This window comes from Pseudescherichia vulneris NBRC 102420, assembly GCF_000759795.1.
GTDB lineage: Bacteria > Pseudomonadota > Gammaproteobacteria > Enterobacterales > Enterobacteriaceae > Pseudescherichia > Pseudescherichia vulneris.
The window spans coordinates 26714-42734 of the sequence record NZ_BBMZ01000021.1 but is presented as its reverse complement, the minus strand read 5'-3'; the positions used below and the strand labels follow the sequence as shown (position 1 = coordinate 42734).

17 protein-coding genes are annotated in these 16021 nt (G+C 56.2%); 8 read left to right on the top strand and 9 right to left on the bottom strand.

Going from position 1 to position 16021, the window contains the following annotated elements; all coding sequences use genetic code 11:
* Positions 1-172: 172 nt before the first annotated feature.
* A complete protein-coding gene (gene smrA, locus EV102420_RS16100) occupies positions 173-736 on the top strand; it encodes a DNA endonuclease SmrA (protein WP_042393655.1) in 564 nt (187 codons plus the stop codon).
* A 184-nt stretch (positions 737-920) separates the two neighbouring features.
* Here the strand turns inward: smrA and EV102420_RS16095 are convergent, their stop codons facing one another.
* The 3 genes from EV102420_RS16095 to EV102420_RS16085 all read right to left on the bottom strand — a co-directional run bounded on the left by EV102420_RS16095 (position 921) and on the right by EV102420_RS16085 (position 4306).
* Positions 921-1433: a ferritin-like domain-containing protein gene (locus EV102420_RS16095; RefSeq protein WP_042393653.1), complete on the bottom strand. Its 513-nt coding sequence runs from the start codon at positions 1431-1433 to the stop codon at positions 921-923.
* Between the two features lie 99 nt (positions 1434-1532).
* Positions 1533-3368: a glycoside hydrolase family 15 protein gene (locus tag EV102420_RS16090; protein WP_042393651.1), complete on the bottom strand. Its 1836-nt coding sequence runs from the start codon at positions 3366-3368 to the stop codon at positions 1533-1535.
* A gap of 53 nt (positions 3369-3421) precedes the next feature.
* Entirely contained in the window at positions 3422-4306 is an 885-nt protein-coding gene (locus EV102420_RS16085; protein WP_042393648.1) for an SDR family oxidoreductase, read from the bottom strand.
* 427 nt (positions 4307-4733) lie between these two features.
* Here EV102420_RS16085 and EV102420_RS16080 point away from each other — a divergent pair, with 427 nt between their 5' ends.
* The 4 genes from EV102420_RS16080 (at position 4734) to EV102420_RS16070 (ending at position 8087) form a co-directional block, all read left to right on the top strand.
* Positions 4734-4973, top strand: a complete 240-nt coding sequence (locus EV102420_RS16080; RefSeq protein WP_042393647.1) for a BssS family protein — start codon at positions 4734-4736, stop codon at positions 4971-4973.
* A gap of 158 nt (positions 4974-5131) precedes the next feature.
* On the top strand, positions 5132-5554 hold the full coding sequence (locus tag EV102420_RS16075) for a hypothetical protein (protein ID WP_042393646.1): 423 nt from the start codon (positions 5132-5134) through the stop codon (positions 5552-5554).
* Positions 5555-5627: 73 nt separating this feature from the next.
* Positions 5628-5765, top strand: coding sequence for a hypothetical protein (locus tag EV102420_RS22535; RefSeq protein ID WP_165570671.1), 138 nt, complete (start codon positions 5628-5630; stop codon positions 5763-5765).
* A 159-nt stretch (positions 5766-5924) separates the two neighbouring features.
* Positions 5925-8087: a putative bifunctional diguanylate cyclase/phosphodiesterase gene (locus tag EV102420_RS16070; RefSeq protein ID WP_042393644.1), complete on the top strand. Its 2163-nt coding sequence runs from the start codon at positions 5925-5927 to the stop codon at positions 8085-8087.
* Here EV102420_RS16070 and EV102420_RS16065 read toward each other — a convergent pair whose 3' ends face one another.
* The 6 genes from EV102420_RS16065 to ynfM form a co-directional block, all read right to left on the bottom strand.
* On the bottom strand, positions 8088-8894 hold the full coding sequence (locus EV102420_RS16065; RefSeq protein WP_042393642.1) for a trypsin-like serine peptidase: 807 nt from the start codon (positions 8892-8894) through the stop codon (positions 8088-8090).
* Positions 8895-8990: 96 nt separating this feature from the next.
* Positions 8991-9074 (bottom strand): small membrane protein YdgU, encoded by an 84-nt coding sequence (ydgU, locus tag EV102420_RS23020; protein ID WP_462687435.1) that lies wholly within the window; start codon positions 9072-9074, stop codon positions 8991-8993.
* 55 nt (positions 9075-9129) lie between these two features.
* On the bottom strand, positions 9130-9471 hold the full coding sequence (asr, locus tag EV102420_RS21570; RefSeq protein WP_072015283.1) for an acid resistance repetitive basic protein Asr: 342 nt from the start codon (positions 9469-9471) through the stop codon (positions 9130-9132).
* Between the two features lie 163 nt (positions 9472-9634).
* Positions 9635-11119 (bottom strand): carboxypeptidase M32, encoded by a 1485-nt coding sequence (locus EV102420_RS16055; RefSeq protein WP_042393638.1) that lies wholly within the window; start codon positions 11117-11119, stop codon positions 9635-9637.
* A 30-nt stretch (positions 11120-11149) separates the two neighbouring features.
* Entirely contained in the window at positions 11150-11440 is a 291-nt protein-coding gene (locus EV102420_RS16050) for a contact-dependent growth inhibition system immunity protein (protein ID WP_042393892.1), read from the bottom strand.
* Positions 11441-11569: 129 nt separating this feature from the next.
* Positions 11570-12826, bottom strand: coding sequence for a multidrug efflux MFS transporter YnfM/SxtP(Kp) (gene ynfM, locus EV102420_RS16045; protein WP_042393635.1), 1257 nt, complete (start codon positions 12824-12826; stop codon positions 11570-11572).
* A gap of 109 nt (positions 12827-12935) precedes the next feature.
* On the opposite strand from ynfM, the gene ynfL reads away from it, so the two are divergent.
* The 3 genes from ynfL to bioD all read left to right on the top strand — a co-directional run bounded on the left by ynfL (position 12936) and on the right by bioD (position 16005).
* Positions 12936-13856: a multidrug efflux transcriptional activator YnfL/SxtR(Kp) gene (ynfL, locus tag EV102420_RS16040; RefSeq protein WP_042393632.1), complete on the top strand. Its 921-nt coding sequence runs from the start codon at positions 12936-12938 to the stop codon at positions 13854-13856.
* Between the two features lie 107 nt (positions 13857-13963).
* Positions 13964-15184 carry a sugar metabolism global transcriptional regulator Mlc gene (gene mlc / locus EV102420_RS16035; protein ID WP_042393630.1) on the top strand — a complete coding sequence of 407 codons (1221 nt, stop codon included), beginning with the start codon at positions 13964-13966 and terminating at the stop codon, positions 15182-15184.
* 125 nt (positions 15185-15309) lie between these two features.
* The gene (bioD, locus tag EV102420_RS16030; protein WP_042393628.1) at positions 15310-16005 is read left to right on the top strand and encodes a dethiobiotin synthase; all 696 of its coding nucleotides are present in this window, start codon (positions 15310-15312) and stop codon (positions 16003-16005) included.
* Positions 16006-16021: the final 16 nt, after the last annotated feature.

Genomic DNA, 16021 nt, shown 5'->3' with positions numbered 1-16021 from the left:
ACTGTAATAGGGGTATTAGTTAAGTGGCAGTTAATGTACTTATACCTGAGTACATTCGCCAGACGGTGTGCCTTATCAGGAGCATGATGGAAATTAAACAACAGCGTTGTGACCGGCCTCGCGGGTGGCTATAGTAGCGCCTGAGCTGTCAAACGTTGCACGAGGAGTGACCATGAACCTTGACGACAAATCGCTATTTCTTGACGCCATGGAGGATGTCCAACCCCTTAAACGCTGCGCCGACGTACAGTGGCATCCCAGCCGCAACACGCGCATGCCGCCGCGTATCGACCTGTTACAGCAGGAAAATTTCCTGACAACCGATTTTCTGGATGTGGTGCCGCTGGCAACGCCGCTGGAGTTTCGCCGTGAGGGGCTGCAAAGCGGCGTTATTGATAAGCTGCGTCTAGGTAAGTACAGCCAGCAGGCCAGCCTTAACCTGCTCAAGCAGCCGGTTGAGCAGTGTCGGCAGATGCTATTTAGCTTCCTGCATCAGGCCAGACAGGATAACCTGCGCAACCTGCTTATTATTCATGGTAAAGGGCGTGAAGATAAATCGCACGCTAATATTATACGAAGTTATCTTGCACGCTGGCTGCCCGAATTTGAAGACGTTCAAGCATTTTGTCAGGCGCTGCCGCACCATGGCGGGAGCGGAGCCTGTTATATTGCGCTACGTAAATCCGAGCAGGCAAAACAGGATAATTGGGAGCGCCATGCTAAGCGTAGTCGCTAAGGGTCGAAATAATAATGTAGGTATTTTTACCTTTATTTACGCGTCGCTTAAAGGTCACTGCTGTATTAATTACGCAGCGTTATTAGGATAGGTGTATTATATATGCCGCGTGATGGGTGAAGATGGGCGAAACCAGCAACAAGAGGAAAACTGCCCGCTTCAGCATGAAACGGGCAGGGGAGAGTTAGCGTTTAGCTTCGGTATGTGGCTGGGCAGAGCGCGACAGGAACTGCTGAGTCACGTCTGGCAGGTGGGTCTGACACCAGTCAGCCATCGCAATCTCCTGCTCACGGATCTGTTTGAAAACAGCCGCGCCTTCATGGTCACCGGCCATCTCGGCTGCGCTGATCAGTGAGGTGTAGCAGGCAATTTCGAAATGCTCGAAGACGTAGCCGCTGATTGCGCCTTTGACCACTTCGTCAGGCGTCATCATACCGCCGATGGCCTGACCCATCGCGGACAGTTTACCCATCGCATCTTTCAGGGTTGAGGTAGAGATGTTATTGCGGGCAAGCACCTGATCAACCAGCTTCTGCTGCTGACGGGTCTCTTCGATATGCTGTACAATGCGCGCACGCAGATCCGGGTAGTGCTCAAGACGATCTGCCATTTTTTCCAGCATGGACTCGGCCTGTTTTTCCATCGCATGAGCGTCACGTAACCAATCATGGTAGTGTTCAGTATAGTTAGTCGCCATCGTTAATCACTCCTCGTAAGATCCAATTATTTATTGCACTCTTCTTTGGGTTTAACAGAGCACCTATGCTCTGAAGTATAGAAGCCTTGGTTGAATTCGTCAGACGTGCCACTGCTTTTCGCCATCACGGAAGCGTGATAACGCGTCGGCAGCGCAGATCAGCGAGAGATGGCTCAGCCCTTGCGGGACATTGCCTCGCCACTCGCCGGTGCGCACGTCAAACATTTCGTTAAAGTTCTCGACGTTACCCTGGTCACACAGGTTGCCAAGGATCGTTTCCATGTACTCAGACGCTTTTTGCGTATCGTCCAGGCGCGCCCATGCCTCTACCAACCAGAATGAGCAGGCCACAAAAGTGCTCTCCTCTTTCTCTACGTCGCTATAGCGATAGAGCATCGGCGAATGGTGTCCCAGCTCCGCGTAAATGGCGTCATAGGTGGATTTCATGCGCTCTGGGTTAACTTTCTTGCCGTAGTACCATGCCAGGCACATCGCGGCATCCAGATGGTCGCTACCGGCGTAGAAGGTGTAGGCCTGCTTCTTTTCAGACCAGCAGTGCTCTTCAATCCAGGCGCTGACCCGATCCCGCTCGCGAGTCCAGCGGTTAACCCAGGTTTTTTCAATGTGGCCGTCTTCTGCCAATCGTACGGCGATGTCCAGCGTCACCCAACAGGCCATTTTGGAGTGGGTATAGTGACGCCGTTCGGGCAGCTCCCAAATACCACAGTCGTCCTGGCGCCAGGTATCCGCGCACTCGTTAGCCAAAGAAGCCAGCAGGCGGGCGGTAGTGAGATCCAGCACGTGACCGGCATGAACGAACAGCAGGGCGGTATCCAGCATGTCGCCAAACATGCTGAGCTGCTGCTGGCTTTGGGCGTTATTGCCCACGCGTACCGGCTTCGACCCTTTGTAGCCTTCAAGGGGAAGATAGGTCTCATTTGGTACTACGTCGCCGTCCAGGGTATAGCAGGCCCGCAGCTTGCCTTCGTGACGTACAATGGTATGCGTCAGCCAGGAGAAGGCCGCCTTACACTCCTCAAGCGCGCCGATAAACGCAAAGGCGCGAATGATTAGGCAGGCGTCGCGGATCCAGGCATAGCGGTAGTCGTAATTCTTTTCGCCACCGACGCCCTCCGGTAGGGAGGTGGTCGGGGCAGCAGCCAGTGCGCCGGTCGGGGAGTAGAGCAGAAACTTAAGTGCCAGCGCCGAGCGAACAACGTGCTTCTTGTGCACGCCTTCGTAGCTCAGCTGTTCCGCCCATGACGCCCAGTTTTTATCGCTCACGTCGATGCGCTCGTCGATTTTTTCCAGCGGCGGCACGGCCAGCGGCTCTCCGTCGCTGACCAGCAGGGCTACCAGCGAACGCGAGCCTGCTTTTGCGGTAAACACGCCCTCAATCGCCTGATCGTCAACGCAGGTAATTTCAATGTCGGAGGTGGTACGCAGCATCGCCATCAGATCGCCAATATGTACAATCTGACCCTTTGATGAATCACCTATCCATGAGGAGCGGGTGCAGGCGGCAGTACCAGGCACAAAGACCAGCTTTATCTTCACCTCGCCCTCCAGCCCCTCAACGCGCCGGGCCAGCTCACACCAGGGCAAACGGCCTGCGTTATTACTGTTAAGAGACTCGGTGAATCGAACTTTACCCTTGTTAGTGGTGTAACAGGTTTCCAGCACGTTGCTGTTTTCCCGGTACTGTCGCTCCATGCAGTAGTCTTCGACCGGTTCGATCTGGAAATAACCGCCAAACTTGGCATCCAGAATACGATCGAACAGCGGCGGCGAATCCATATTAGGGGCGCACCACCAGTCGATAGCGCCATCCGGTGCTATCAGCGCCACCGAGCGGCCATCGCCAATGGCAGCATAGTCGCCGAGGCCTGCATAGCCGTCGACACGCTCGGTTCGGGATAAAGGTTGATTCTTCATTAATGATGCTTATCCTGCAAAAATCGACAAGGCAGGCGGGGCCTGCCCGAGTATTACACCGTGCCGGTACCGCCGTCTGAGCACCATACCTGACCGGACGAGAAGGAGCTTTCGTCAGAGGCAAACAGAACATAGAGCGGGGCAATCTCAACCGGCTGGCCTGGACGGGCGAGCGGGGCGGTTTCACCGAAGGCTTTCACTTTTTCCTGCGGCTGTCCGCCACACACCTGCAGCGGTGTCCAGTATGGACCCGGCGCAACGGCGTTGACGCGAATGCCTTTCGGACCGAGCTGCTTAGCCAGCGCTTTGGTAAACGCGACGTTACAGGCCTTGGTCTGCGCATAGTCCAGCAGGATATCGCTCGGCTGGAAGGCCTGCACAGAAGAGGTGTTAATAATCACTGCGCCCTCTTTCAGATGCGGCACGGCTGCCTTGGTGATCCAGAATGGGGCATAGACGTTGGTTTTGAAGGTTTCATCAAACGCTTCGGTGGTCAGCGTCTCAATAGATTCGCAGAACTGCTGGTGACCGGCGTTGTTGACCAGAATGTCCAGGCCGCCAAGCTTGTTGATAGCTTCAACCACCAGCTGCTGGCAGAAGGTTTCTGAGCGAATGTCGCCTGGCAGCGCCACGGCGTTACGACCTTCCGCCTTAATTAAGGCAATCACCGCTTCTGCATCAGATTCTTCTTCCGGCAGATAGTTAATGGCCACATCTGCGCCTTCACGGGCATAGGCAATCGCTACTGCGCGACCGATACCGGAGTCACCGCCGGTAATCAGCGCTTTTTTACCTGCCAGACGACCCGAACCGGTATAGCTGGTTTCACCATGATCGGGGATCGGCTTCATTTCTGACGCAAGCCCCGGCACTTTCTGCGTTTGCTCTACAAAAGGAGGGCGTGGATAGTGAGGGAGGTTGTTATCTTGTGTCGTCATAATAATCCGTCTCGTTGAATGAACCAGTAATAAACGTAGTCAGCAATACGCCGATCCGCTATTTTTTTTAAAATTTATGCTGATACTTTAAAAACTTTACCTAAAAGTTATTTTGGCGTTGAAATTATGGTAGCTGCTTAAATTGTAAACTTTTTAGGTAATTCTCTGAAATTCAGTAACGTCTGTGCTAAATAAAAAGGGGAAAGGTGCAAATCATACGAAAGTACTGTTAACGTTTTGCAAGAAAGGGTTCAGAATGCTCCTGGTTACACGATTAAGGGCCATTAATCCTGTGGTCGGCTTGTGTCTGCCTAACGGTAGGCTAAACTGAAAATTCTGCGGGTGAGTTTAAGATGAATCTTAAGCCACGCTAACAAGATTGGCTGCAAAGGTTAAATATTGCATCACGTTTATAAGGAGATTTAGGATGAGCAAAGAGCCCGTATTACCTGCGTTTCCTGTCGTAGGCTGGCAGGTTGGTCCGGAAGAGGATCATAACGGTGTTGTGATGAGATTTGGTTTCAGCACCTCTCCATATACAGCAGGGGCCAGCACCTTTGATTCACAGTTTTTCCACCTGTCGCCGGAAATGGTAAAAAGTCTGATTTACGATCTGCAGCTCAGTCTGCGCCAGTGTGAAACGCCTGTCGTGGAAAAAGTTGCCTGAGCCCTTACTCCATTGTAACCGCAGTAGCGTCTATTTCTCTGGCTGCTGCGGAAATCCCCGCCTGACTATCACGACACGTTAATAAAAAACGTTGCGGTTGCGTTTTCATTGCTAATCTTGTTTTAACGCGGTCGCTAAGAGTGGTGATAGAGGCATCTATGAATTTCGTCTATTTTAAGGCTGAATATCCTGGATATGAGGGATCTCATTCAGTTAATCTGGTTTTAAAAGCGCTGACGCTGTTTCGTGATGGCGAAATTATTGCCGACGTGGGTGATTTAAAAATAGCCACTCTGCCATTCTATTTTTTTACCACCGCCTCTACTGGTTTTCGCAAAATCGAATATGCCGTTAAAGCCCCGCCTATGCGCAGAATAAGTTACTCATGCGGTTATTTGCCGAGTGGGAAGTATATCGTTAATACCCCGGAGGGCGAGATGCAGCTTGTGTTTAATGCCCTGACGGGGCTATGGCAACAGGAGAGGCAGGGTGCCAGCACGATAGATAACCGTCAGTTTATCGCTCTGGGTTACGTCCTTGTGCGTCCTGCCCGCGGTGCAAGCCAAAAACGTTCCTTATAGCGGCAAGAGATTCTGTTACCCGGTTCCTGAATCGTTGACTAAACTTCAGGTGAGGTAATAACAGGAGAACATGATGACGGACAACTACGCTTCCCCCTTAAAAGCAGAAGAGACCAAACCGGTTAAAGATAACCCCGCTAAGCAGGGTGAGCTCCCCCGCAAGCGTGATGACAGCCAGGACGATCAAAAGGATCCGTTCCAGGCCAGCTAGCGCTACGCCAGAAACCTGTCCCCAAAGCCCTTTCGCTGCTGCTGTGATCGCCGTCCGTATTCGCGATTAACGGGCAGCGAAAACGGCTGGTTGTATTACGCTTAATTCAGAAAACCAACAAAAAAATGATGGCCGTTCAGACGGATAAGAGGGCGGTGAATGTTTAAACCGTTAAGCTGGCGTAATATCCCCACCGCAAGAACGCTATCGGTACTGATTTTTATCGCCGGCATTGGACTGATTATTTCCGTAGTCGCTTTGTTCTATCTCTCCCTGCATCTTATCAGCACTAAAACTAACGAAATCGATGAGCATCGCACGGCGCTTTCCGTGCAGGGGGCAATCCAGACCTCGGTTAATCGCGTCTCGTCGTTGGTCATCGATAATGCCGTTTGGGACGATGCCGCACGCGAGGTCTACCGACCGCAGCTTGATACCCGTTGGCTGGATGATATCTGGGGAGCCGCATATAAGAGCAGTAACCTTTATGATGGTACCTTCGTGCTTGATGAGGGCTATAGGGTATTGTGGGGCTCCTTTCGCAGTCAGCCCTTTGATGAGAAGAGTCTGGATTTTTTTGGCGAGGGCTTTAAGGCGCTTATTAATAAGCACTCCGCAGCTCAAACGAATGAGCAAAATATCACCGCAGGGATTACCCGTACCCGTCACGGCATTGCATTTGTGGCTATCGGTCTTATCAAGCCCAGAATTAGCCCGCTTCAGGTGCCCGGCAATATTCGGCGTTATTTGGTGATTACGCGTCATATAGATACCCAGAATCTTAAAGCGCTGGGGGATACCTTCCAGATCGAAAATCTGCGTTTCAGCCTTAACCGCAACAATGACTCCAGCGTGCCGCTAAAAAGCTCGGCGGGGGATCTGCTGGGTTATTTAAGCTGGGAACCGCAGCTCCCGGGGGCGAAAGCCGCGCAAGCAGCAGTATGGGATATTCGGCAAATTATTGCTCTCATTACCGGGCTAATTCTGCTGTTTATCATGCTGAGCAGCGCCGGGTTGTACAAGTTGGCAAAGGGCGAGACGCTGGCCAGGCGTACGGCCATGACCGACTGGCTAAGCCGCCTGCCGAACCGACGAGCGCTGCTGGCAAGGCTGGAGACCCTTAGCCTCGCTAATCCAAATGAGGCGATCAGCGTGGTGTTTATCGATCTCGACGGCTTCAAGGACGTTAATGATATCTACGGTCATGAGGTGGGTGACCGCTTGATCGTGGAGCTTTCCAGAACCCTACGCGATAAGGTGCCTGATGGCGGCATGCTGGCGCGGATGGGCGGGGATGAGTTTGCCATGACCATCAGCGGCGACCAGGCAAGCGAGAAGGCCAGCCGCTTTGCGGAGCAGGTGCTGGCGATGCTCGATCTGCCGGTTCGCCTGAGCGAGCGCACTATTTACATCGGTGCAAGCATTGGTATTGCCAGCGGCACGCTGCTGGAGTGTACAAGCACGGAGCTGTTTCGCCGGGCGGACATTGCGATGTACCATTCAAAAATGAACGGTAAAGCGCAGGTCACCCACTACGATGCCGAGCTGAACAGTGTCCGCGAGCGCAAGGTTGCCATCGAAAACGAGATCCGCGAGGGCCTGCTCCGCGACGAATTTGACGTCTGGTATCAGCCCATTGTCGATGCCCGCAGCCAGATGATGGTGGGCGTGGAGGCGCTGGTACGCTGGCCCCGACGGCCCGCAGGTGCCTTGCCGCCGGATGCGTTTATTACCATTGCCGAAACCAGCGGGCTGATCCACGCCCTGGGGCAGTTCGTGCTGCGCCGCGCCTGTAGGGATCTGCAACCCCTTAGCGATCTCAAGCTGTCGGTGAATATCTCCCCGGCGCAGTTTCGCGATCCCGATTTCGAAAATAAGGTGGCGGGTATCCTCAGGGATAGCCATTTTCCGGCGCATCGCCTGCAGCTGGAGGTGACTGAAACCTATGTCCTGGAGAACCCGGAGCGCTCCCTTTCAGCGATCGGTAATCTGAAAGCGTTGGGAACGGCCATTGCGCTGGACGATTTTGGTACCGGCTACTCCAGCATTGGCTACCTCCGACGCTTCAACTTTGACACTATCAAGATAGACAAGTCGCTGGCCGGGCTGGTGGATCATGATGAGCAGGCGGCGGCGCTGGTGGGCGGGACGATACGTATTGCCAGCGCGCTGGGGATGACGGTGATTGCGGAAGGCATTGAGAACGAAAAACAGATGAAGCTGCTGCGTCTGGCCGGCTGCGATCGGCTTCAGGGGTTCTTCTTTAGCGCGCCGATGCCGATTGACGCGCTCCTGCAGCACCGTCAGCGCCGCCAGGGTTAACTACGGCTCTTGTGCCAGGGCGTCCAGCCGATCGCGAAAGCCGGTGATGGCAATCGCCCGGTTATCGGCGCGCCAGCGATCTTTGGCACCCGGTGCGGAGCTTTGGACTGCAATTAGCCGCCAGCCATCGTCAGTTTTCAGCATCAGCGGAGAGCCGCTGTCGCCAGGCAGGGTATCGCACTGGTGAGAGAGCACGCTATCCTGCGCCCAGCCGGTCACCACGCAGTTTTGATGGCTGTAGAGGTTATCCAGGTGATCCTGCGGATAGCCTGACTGGGTCACCTTCCGATCGGCCGCTTTTAGCGCGGCAGTGAGCGCATCACGATCCCCTTCAAACAGCGGCAGGGGGGTGATCCCCGACGGCGGATAGCGCAGCACGATCAGGCCAAAATCCCACGGCGCGGCGGCAGGCGGAACAATCCAGCCTTCACCGTCAGGCTTAAGGCGTTTGCCCAGGGTTGGCTCAACCCGTCCCTCAATACCGTGGATCTCATAACGCCAGATGCCATTTTGCGCCACAAAGCGCAGCGCCACGGCTTTATCGGCCTTACCACGGGGCGGCGTCAGCAGGCAGTGCCCGGCGGTCAACGCCACGCGCGGTGAAATCAGCGTCGCGGTGCAGAGATTGCCGCTGGCGGTCTCTAGCTGGCCGATAGCGTCCCACGGCGACTGCGTCGGATTGGTTACCTTCACCCGGTCGTCATGATTAAAAAACAGCGTCTTGATCTCAGCGGCAGCATCATCGGCATGGCTGTAAAAAGAAAATGAACAAAGCGAACCCAATAGCAGAATACCGAATTTATGCATATCACACTCTGGTGGGGCAATAATGATTATTCAAACCCTAAGCAACAACTATAGACGGGACGGCAGGAAAGGGGGAGTAAAATCAGCGTGCTACATTCAGGAAAGATAGAAGCGGAGGGTCACCAGCGCGCAGGCAATCAGCATGAGCAAAATCAGCTCGAAACGGTAGCGTTGCAGCATAGACCCTCCGAAAGAAGCAGCGCCCGACAGGCGGGCGCTGAAGTAAGCATCAAACTTAGGCAGCAGGCTGAGCAGCCGGTTTAGCCGCAGTGTGTTTTACTGCTTTTTTGTGGTGTTTTTTGGCAGCCTGGGCTTTCTGGTCAGCGGCTGGTTTAGCAGCGCTCTGGTCAGCGGCCGGTTTAGTGGCTTTTTTGTGGTGCTTTTTAGCAGCCTGCGCTTTCTGGGTAGCGGCAGCTTTGTGGTGTTTTTTGTGATGGGTGGTTTTGGCAGCCGGAGCAGCGCTCTGAGTCTGAGCGGTAGCCGCTGGCGCAGCGGTGGTCGCAGCGGTGTCAGCAGCGAACGCAGCAGAAGAGAGACCCATAGCAGCGGCAACAACCAGAGCTAATACTTTTTTCATTCTGATATCCTCGAATTGGTTTCATCATTTAACCCCACTGCGGGGCCGTTGAAGAGACTATATGCTTCTCACGGCGAGGCTTCCGTGAGTGATTGGTATCGGCGTGTAACCGTTTGTACAACGTAGAGAGAGGGGCCGGGGATCACGTTCCCGGCCTGACAGGTTACAGATAGCGGGCGGTAAGATGCTGACGGAAGTAGCGGCTGTTCAGCGCTTCGCCGGTGGCGGACTCAATCAGCTTAGCGGTCGTAAAGCGGCTGCCGTGCTGCCAGATATTCTGCCGCAGCCACTCGAACAGGGCGCTGAAATCCCCTTCGGCAATGGCAGCATCAAGGTTAGGCAGGGCGGTGCGTGCGGCATGGAACAGCTGCGCGGCGTACATGGCACCCAGGGTGTAGGACGGGAAATAGCCAAAGCCGCCGTCGGTCCAGTGAATATCCTGCATGCAGCCGTCCCGGTAGTTGCCCACCGTCGAGAGGCCGAGCCAGTGCTGCATCTTCTCATCCCACAGCGCCGGAATATCGTCGACGTCGATCTCACCGTTGATCAGCGCCCGCTCAATTTCATAGCGCAGGATCACATGCGCAGGATAGCTCACCTCATCGGCATCAACGCGGATCAGGCCCGGCTTGACCTGCTGGTTCCAGGCGATAAAGTTCTCGTCGCTAAAGGCAGGCTGCACGCCAAAACGGTCAATGACCGCAGGCAGGAGACGCTGCAAGAACGCCTTGCTGCGGCCAAGCTGCATCTCAAAGAACAGGCTCTGTGATTCGTGGATGGCCATCGAGCGGGCCTCGGCTACCGGCTGTCCCAGCCAGGTGCGGGGCAGGTTCTGCTCGTAACGGGCATGCCCGGTTTCATGCACCACGCCAAAGAGGGCGCTGAGCAGCTCGTTCTCGTCATAGCGAGTGGTGATGCGCACGTCCTCCGGCACGCCGCCGCAGAAGGGGTGGGCGCTGATGTCCAGACGGCCTGCGTCAAAATCGAAGCCCAGCGTGCGCATCGCCGTGAGACCCAGCTCGCGCTGCTTCTCCACCGGGAACGGCCCGACCGGCGCAATAAGCTGGCGCTGCGACTGCTTCGCCACGACCTGATTAAGCAGATCCGGCAGCCAGGATTTGAGATCGGCAAACAGCACGTCGAGCTTCGCGGCGGTCATATCTGGCTCATAGAGATCCAGCAGCGCATCGTAGGGGGTGCAGCCTTTCGCCGCCGCGCGCAGCTTAGCCTCTTCACGGCTCAGCTTCACCACCTCTTTCAGGTTGGCGGAAAAACCCTCCCAGTCATTGGCAGGGCGCTGGCTACGCCAGGCGTGCTCACAGCGGCTGCCCGCCAGCGACTTGGCCTCTACCAGCGCCTCCGGTAGCACCGCCGCCTGCTGATAGTGACGGGTCATCTCCCGCAGGTTGGCCTGTTCAACGTCGTTGAGATCTTCCTGCGCGGCCGCGTCCAGCCACTGAGCCACTTTTTTATCGGTCAGGATCTGGTGTTTCAGGACGCTGATCTCCGCCAACGCTTCGCCCCGGGCGGCGCTCCCGGCAGCAGGCATCATGGTCATCATGTCCCAGCCGGCGATGGAGGAGAGGTGTGAGAAGCGGTAAAGACGTTGGAAGGTACGGGTGAGTTGCTGGTAGTTGCTGGTGTCCATTATGCCTCGTGTTGTGCTGATTTTATTTGCTTACATTTCAAGATAACAGGACGCTTGCGCGGATACCACCGTGAGAAATTGTCTGGCAGTCATACCCCATAAGGCTGGATCAAAGTCGAACCCATACAGGTCGAGAAACGCCGTCTCTATGTCATCACTTCTCTGGAGAAAATGATGACAATCGGCAATCAACCCTTTGGCATGTTCTGGTCCTTCACATTTCAGGTATTCATTCATAACCTCTTCGATGGTCTCGCCAAACAGGTCATAGTCCTGATTAAAGTAGGCTCCCATTAGGTGATCCAGATAGTTAGTTATCATCATTTATCTCGGTGCTTTATCGCTCATATTGCCCGGCGGCGCTACGCTTGCACGGGCCTACGGGAAGGTGCTGTTTGTAGGCTGGGCAAGCGTAGCGCCGCCCGGCATGTTCAGGCAGGATACATTTAGCTACGCAGAGAGGCGATGGTGCAGGCTGCGGCCCACCAGCAGCGCGGCCAGCAGCATCACGGCGATAAACCCGCCTACGCCGTTCCAGCCGTAGCTGTGCCAGAACAGGCCGCCTAGCGTCCCCGCCAGGCTCGATCCCAGATAATAGCTAAACAGATAGAGTGAGGAGGCCTGGCCTTTCGCCCGGCGCGCACGCGGTCCGATCCAGCTGCTGGCTACCGAGTGGGCGGCAAAGAAACCGGCCGAGAAGAGCAGCATACCGGCAAAAATCAGCCCCAGCGATGAGAAGAGCGTCAGCAGCACGCCGCCCAGCATAATCCCCGTTGAAACCAGCATCACCGGCCCGCGCCCGAAGCGTGCGGTCATTGCCCCCGCTTTGGGCGAGCTCCAGGTCCCGGTCAGGTAAGCCACCGAAAGCAGCCCTACCACCGCCTGGCTCAACTGCCATGGGGTCTGCATCAGGCGATAACCAATATAGTTAAACAGGGTGACAAACGATCCCATCAGCAGGAAGCCGGTAAGAAACAGCAGCGGCAGACCGCGATCGCGCCAGTGCAGACGAAAGTTAATCATCAGCGAGCGGGGCCGCAGCGAGGCGGGGCGAAAATGGCGCGACTCGGGAAGGATTTTCCAAAACATCAGCGCCGAGGCGAGGGCAAAGCAGCCGATAACCGCCAGGGCGATGCGCCAGGAAAAGAAGTCGGTAAACACGCCGCTGAGCAGGCGGCCGCTCATGCCGCCGATGGAGTTACCGCTGATATAGAGCCCCATCGAAAAGGCCACCACGCTGGGGTGGATCTCCTCGCTCAGGTAGGTCATCCCAACTGCCGCGACGCCACTCAGCGACAGCCCCACCAGCGCCCGCATAACCAAAATGCCGTGCCAGCTGGTCATCATCGTGGAGAGCAGCGTACAGCAGGAGGCCAGCAGCAGCGCGGTCACCATCACCGGCTTGCGGCCGATGGCATCCGAGAGCGGGCCAGTGAAGAGCAGGCCAATGGCCAGCATGGCGGTAGAGATAGAGAGCGAGATACTGCTGCTGGCCGGTGAGATGCCGAACTCGTGGGAGAGCACCGGCAGGATCGGCTGTACGCAATAGAGCAGGGCGAAGGTCGCCAGTCCGGCGGAGAAGAGCGCCAGCGTGACGCGCATAAACTGGGGAGTGCCGCGTTTAACATAGCGCGTGGCGGGAGCAGCGGCGGTTTGCACGTCGGCATCGCTCGCCGGGGCGATGTCAACGACGGTAGTACGGCTCACAGTGGATCCTTAGTGATTTATAACAGCGGGTAAGCAATTACCGCTAAGGGTAGGAAAATGTAAATATTCTGTCTAATATATTAATAATCTCAAATAATACATTAAATATATGAATATCGAACTGCGTCACCTGCGCTACTTTATTGCCGTGGCAGAAGAGCTGCATTTCGGCCATGCGGCGGCCCGGCTGAATATTTCCCAGCCGCCGCTAAGCCAGCAGATCCAGCTGCTGGAGCAGCAGGTGGGTGCCCGACTGCTGGCCCGTACCAACCGTAGCGTCGCGCTGACCCCGGCGGGAAGGCAGTTTCTGATCGACAGCCGACAGATCCTCAGCCAGGTCGATGACGCTGCCGCCCGCGCCGCCCGGCTGCATCAGGGGCAGAGCGGTGAGCTGCGGGTCGGCTTTACCTCTTCCGCGCCCTTTATTAAAGCCGTCTCAGACACCCTCTCGACCTTCCGACGGCGCTACCCGGATGTGCATCTGCAAACACGAGAGATCAACACCCGAGAGCAGATCGCCCCCCTGCACGAGGGGACCCTGGATCTGGGCCTGATGCGTAATACCGCCCTGCCGGAAACCCTGGCATGGGAGGTGATCCTGCGCGAGCCGCTGCTGGCGATGGTCCCGCGCGATCACCCCCTGGCGGCGCAGCCTGTAGTAACGCTGAGCGAGCTGGCGAAGGAGCCGTTTGTCTTTTTCGATCCCCATGTCGGGACGGGACTGTACGACGATATTCTTGGCCTGCTGCGCCGTTACGGCCTGGTGCCGCGTATCGCCCAGGAGGTCGGCGAGGCGATGACCATTATTGGACTGGTGGCCGCTGGTCTGGGGGTGTCGATCCTACCTGCGTCGTTTTGCCGGGTTCAGCTCAGCGAGATGCGCTGGCTGCCGATTGCCGAAGCCGATGCGGTCTCGCAGATGTGGCTGGTCTGGTCGAAGCACCACGAGCAGGGCGCTGCCGCACTGCATTTCAAGCAGCAGCTGTTGGAGAGCGTTAAAAGTGACCAGAATTTATCCCGCAGCGGATGAAAATGTGCGGTAAATCACAAGGCTAATCAAAAATTTGACGGCCTTAAGGAACTGCTTCACCATAGCCTAAAGTTTATTTCGAAGCGCGAAAATAAAGGGAGCAAGAGGTGGTTGCTGATAGTACGCCCGGCCATATTGATCAGATTAAGCAGACCAATGCAGGAGCCGTTTACCGGCTTATCGATCAGCTAGGCCCGGTTTCACGTATCGATCTGTCGCGTCTGGCGCAGCTTGCCCCCGCCAGCATTACTAAGATTGTCCGTGAAATGCTAGAAGCGCACCTGGTGCAGGAGACGGAGATCCAGGAGCCGGGCAGCCGAGGGCGTCCTGCCGTGGGCCTGATGGTAGAGACCGAGGCCTGGCACTATCTCTCGTTGCGCATCAGCCGGGGGGAGATCCATCTCGCCCTGCGCGATCTCAGCAGCAAGCTGGTGGTCGAGGAGCAGCTTGAGCTGCCTTTACACGCCGATACGCCCTTCGCTAGCCGCGTTATTCATCACATCGATCAGTTTTTTATTCGCCACCAGAACCAGCTCGAACGTTTGACCGCCATCGCTATCACGCTGCCGGGTATCATCGATACCGAGAACGGTATCGTGCACCGGATGCCGTTCTATGAAGACGTTAAAGACATGGCGCTGGGGGAAGCCCTTGAGCGCCATACCGGTGTGCCGGTCTATATTCAGCATGACATCAGCGCATGGACCATGGCGGAAGCGCTGTTTGGCGCATCCCGCGGCGCGCGGGATGTTATCCAGGTGGTGATCGACCACAACGTTGGCGCAGGGGTGATCACCGATGGACGTCTGCTGCACGCGGGCAGCAGCAGCCTGGTGGAGATTGGTCATACTCAAGTCGATCCCTACGGCAAGCGCTGCTACTGCGGCAACCACGGCTGTCTGGAAACCATCGCCAGCGTAGAGAGCGTGCTGGAGCTGGCGCAGCAGCGCATGAGCCAGTCGATGAGCTCGCAGCTGCACGGGCAGCCGCTTACCGTGGCCTCACTCTGCCAGGCGGCGCGAGAGGGGGATCGGCTGGCGACGGATATCATTACCGGGGTAGGCACCAACGTCGGACGCATTCTGGCGATCATGGTCAACCTGTTTAATCCGCAAAAAATTCTTATCGGTTCACCCCTGAGCCAGGCCGCCGATATTCTCTTCCCGGCCATCAGCAGCTGCATTCGCCAGCAGTCGCTGCCTGCCTATAGCCGCCACATCACCGTCGAAAGCACGCAGTTCTCTAATCAGGGCACCATGGCGGGTGCCGCGCTGGTAAAAGACGCGATGTATAACGGTTCGTTGCTGATTCGACTGTTGCAGGGTTAACAAATTCGCACAGTTGAGGGAAAAATTGCGCTACCTCAAATTAGCCCCTGGCGACTTAACTTAGACTTTCTCCTCTGAATTATTTTCGTGGTGTATATTTTCGCGGCAAAACGGTGGAGTAAGTGATGCTTAAGCGTTTCTTTATTACGGGTACCGATACGGCTGTCGGGAAGACAGTGGTCTCCCGCGCACTTCTGCAGGCGCTGGCGGCCAGCGGCAGAAGCGTAGCCGGCTACAAGCCAGTGGCGAAAGGGAGTAAAGAGACGCCTGAGGGCCTGCGCAACAAAGATGCGCTGGTGCTGCAAAGCGTCTCGACCCTGGCGCTGCCCTACGAGGCGGTGAACCCTATCGCCCTGAGCGAGGAAGAGAGCAGCGTGGCCCACAGCTGTCCCATTAACTATGGTCTGCTTTCCAAAGGGCTGGCGCACCTGACCGAGCGTGTCGATCACGTGGTGGTTGAGGGGACCGGCGGCTGGCGCGGGCTGATGAACGATCTGCGGCCGCTCTCTGACTGGGTGGTGCAGGAGCAGCTCCCGGTAATTATGGTGGTGGGGATCCAGGAGGGCTGTATCAACCATGCTCTGCTGACCGCCCAGGCGATCGCCAGCGACGGCCTGCCGCTGATTGGCTGGGTCGCGAACCGCATTAACCCCGGCCTTGCCCACTATGCTGAGATCATTAACGTGCTGGGCAAAAAGATCCCTGCGCCGATGATCGGCGAGCTACCTTATTTGCCCCGCGCCGAGCAGCGCGAGCTGGCGCACTATATCGACGTCACCCTGCTGACCCGGACGCTGATCGCCGATCGCGTGCTGGCCTGATCCGATGACTGCGGCT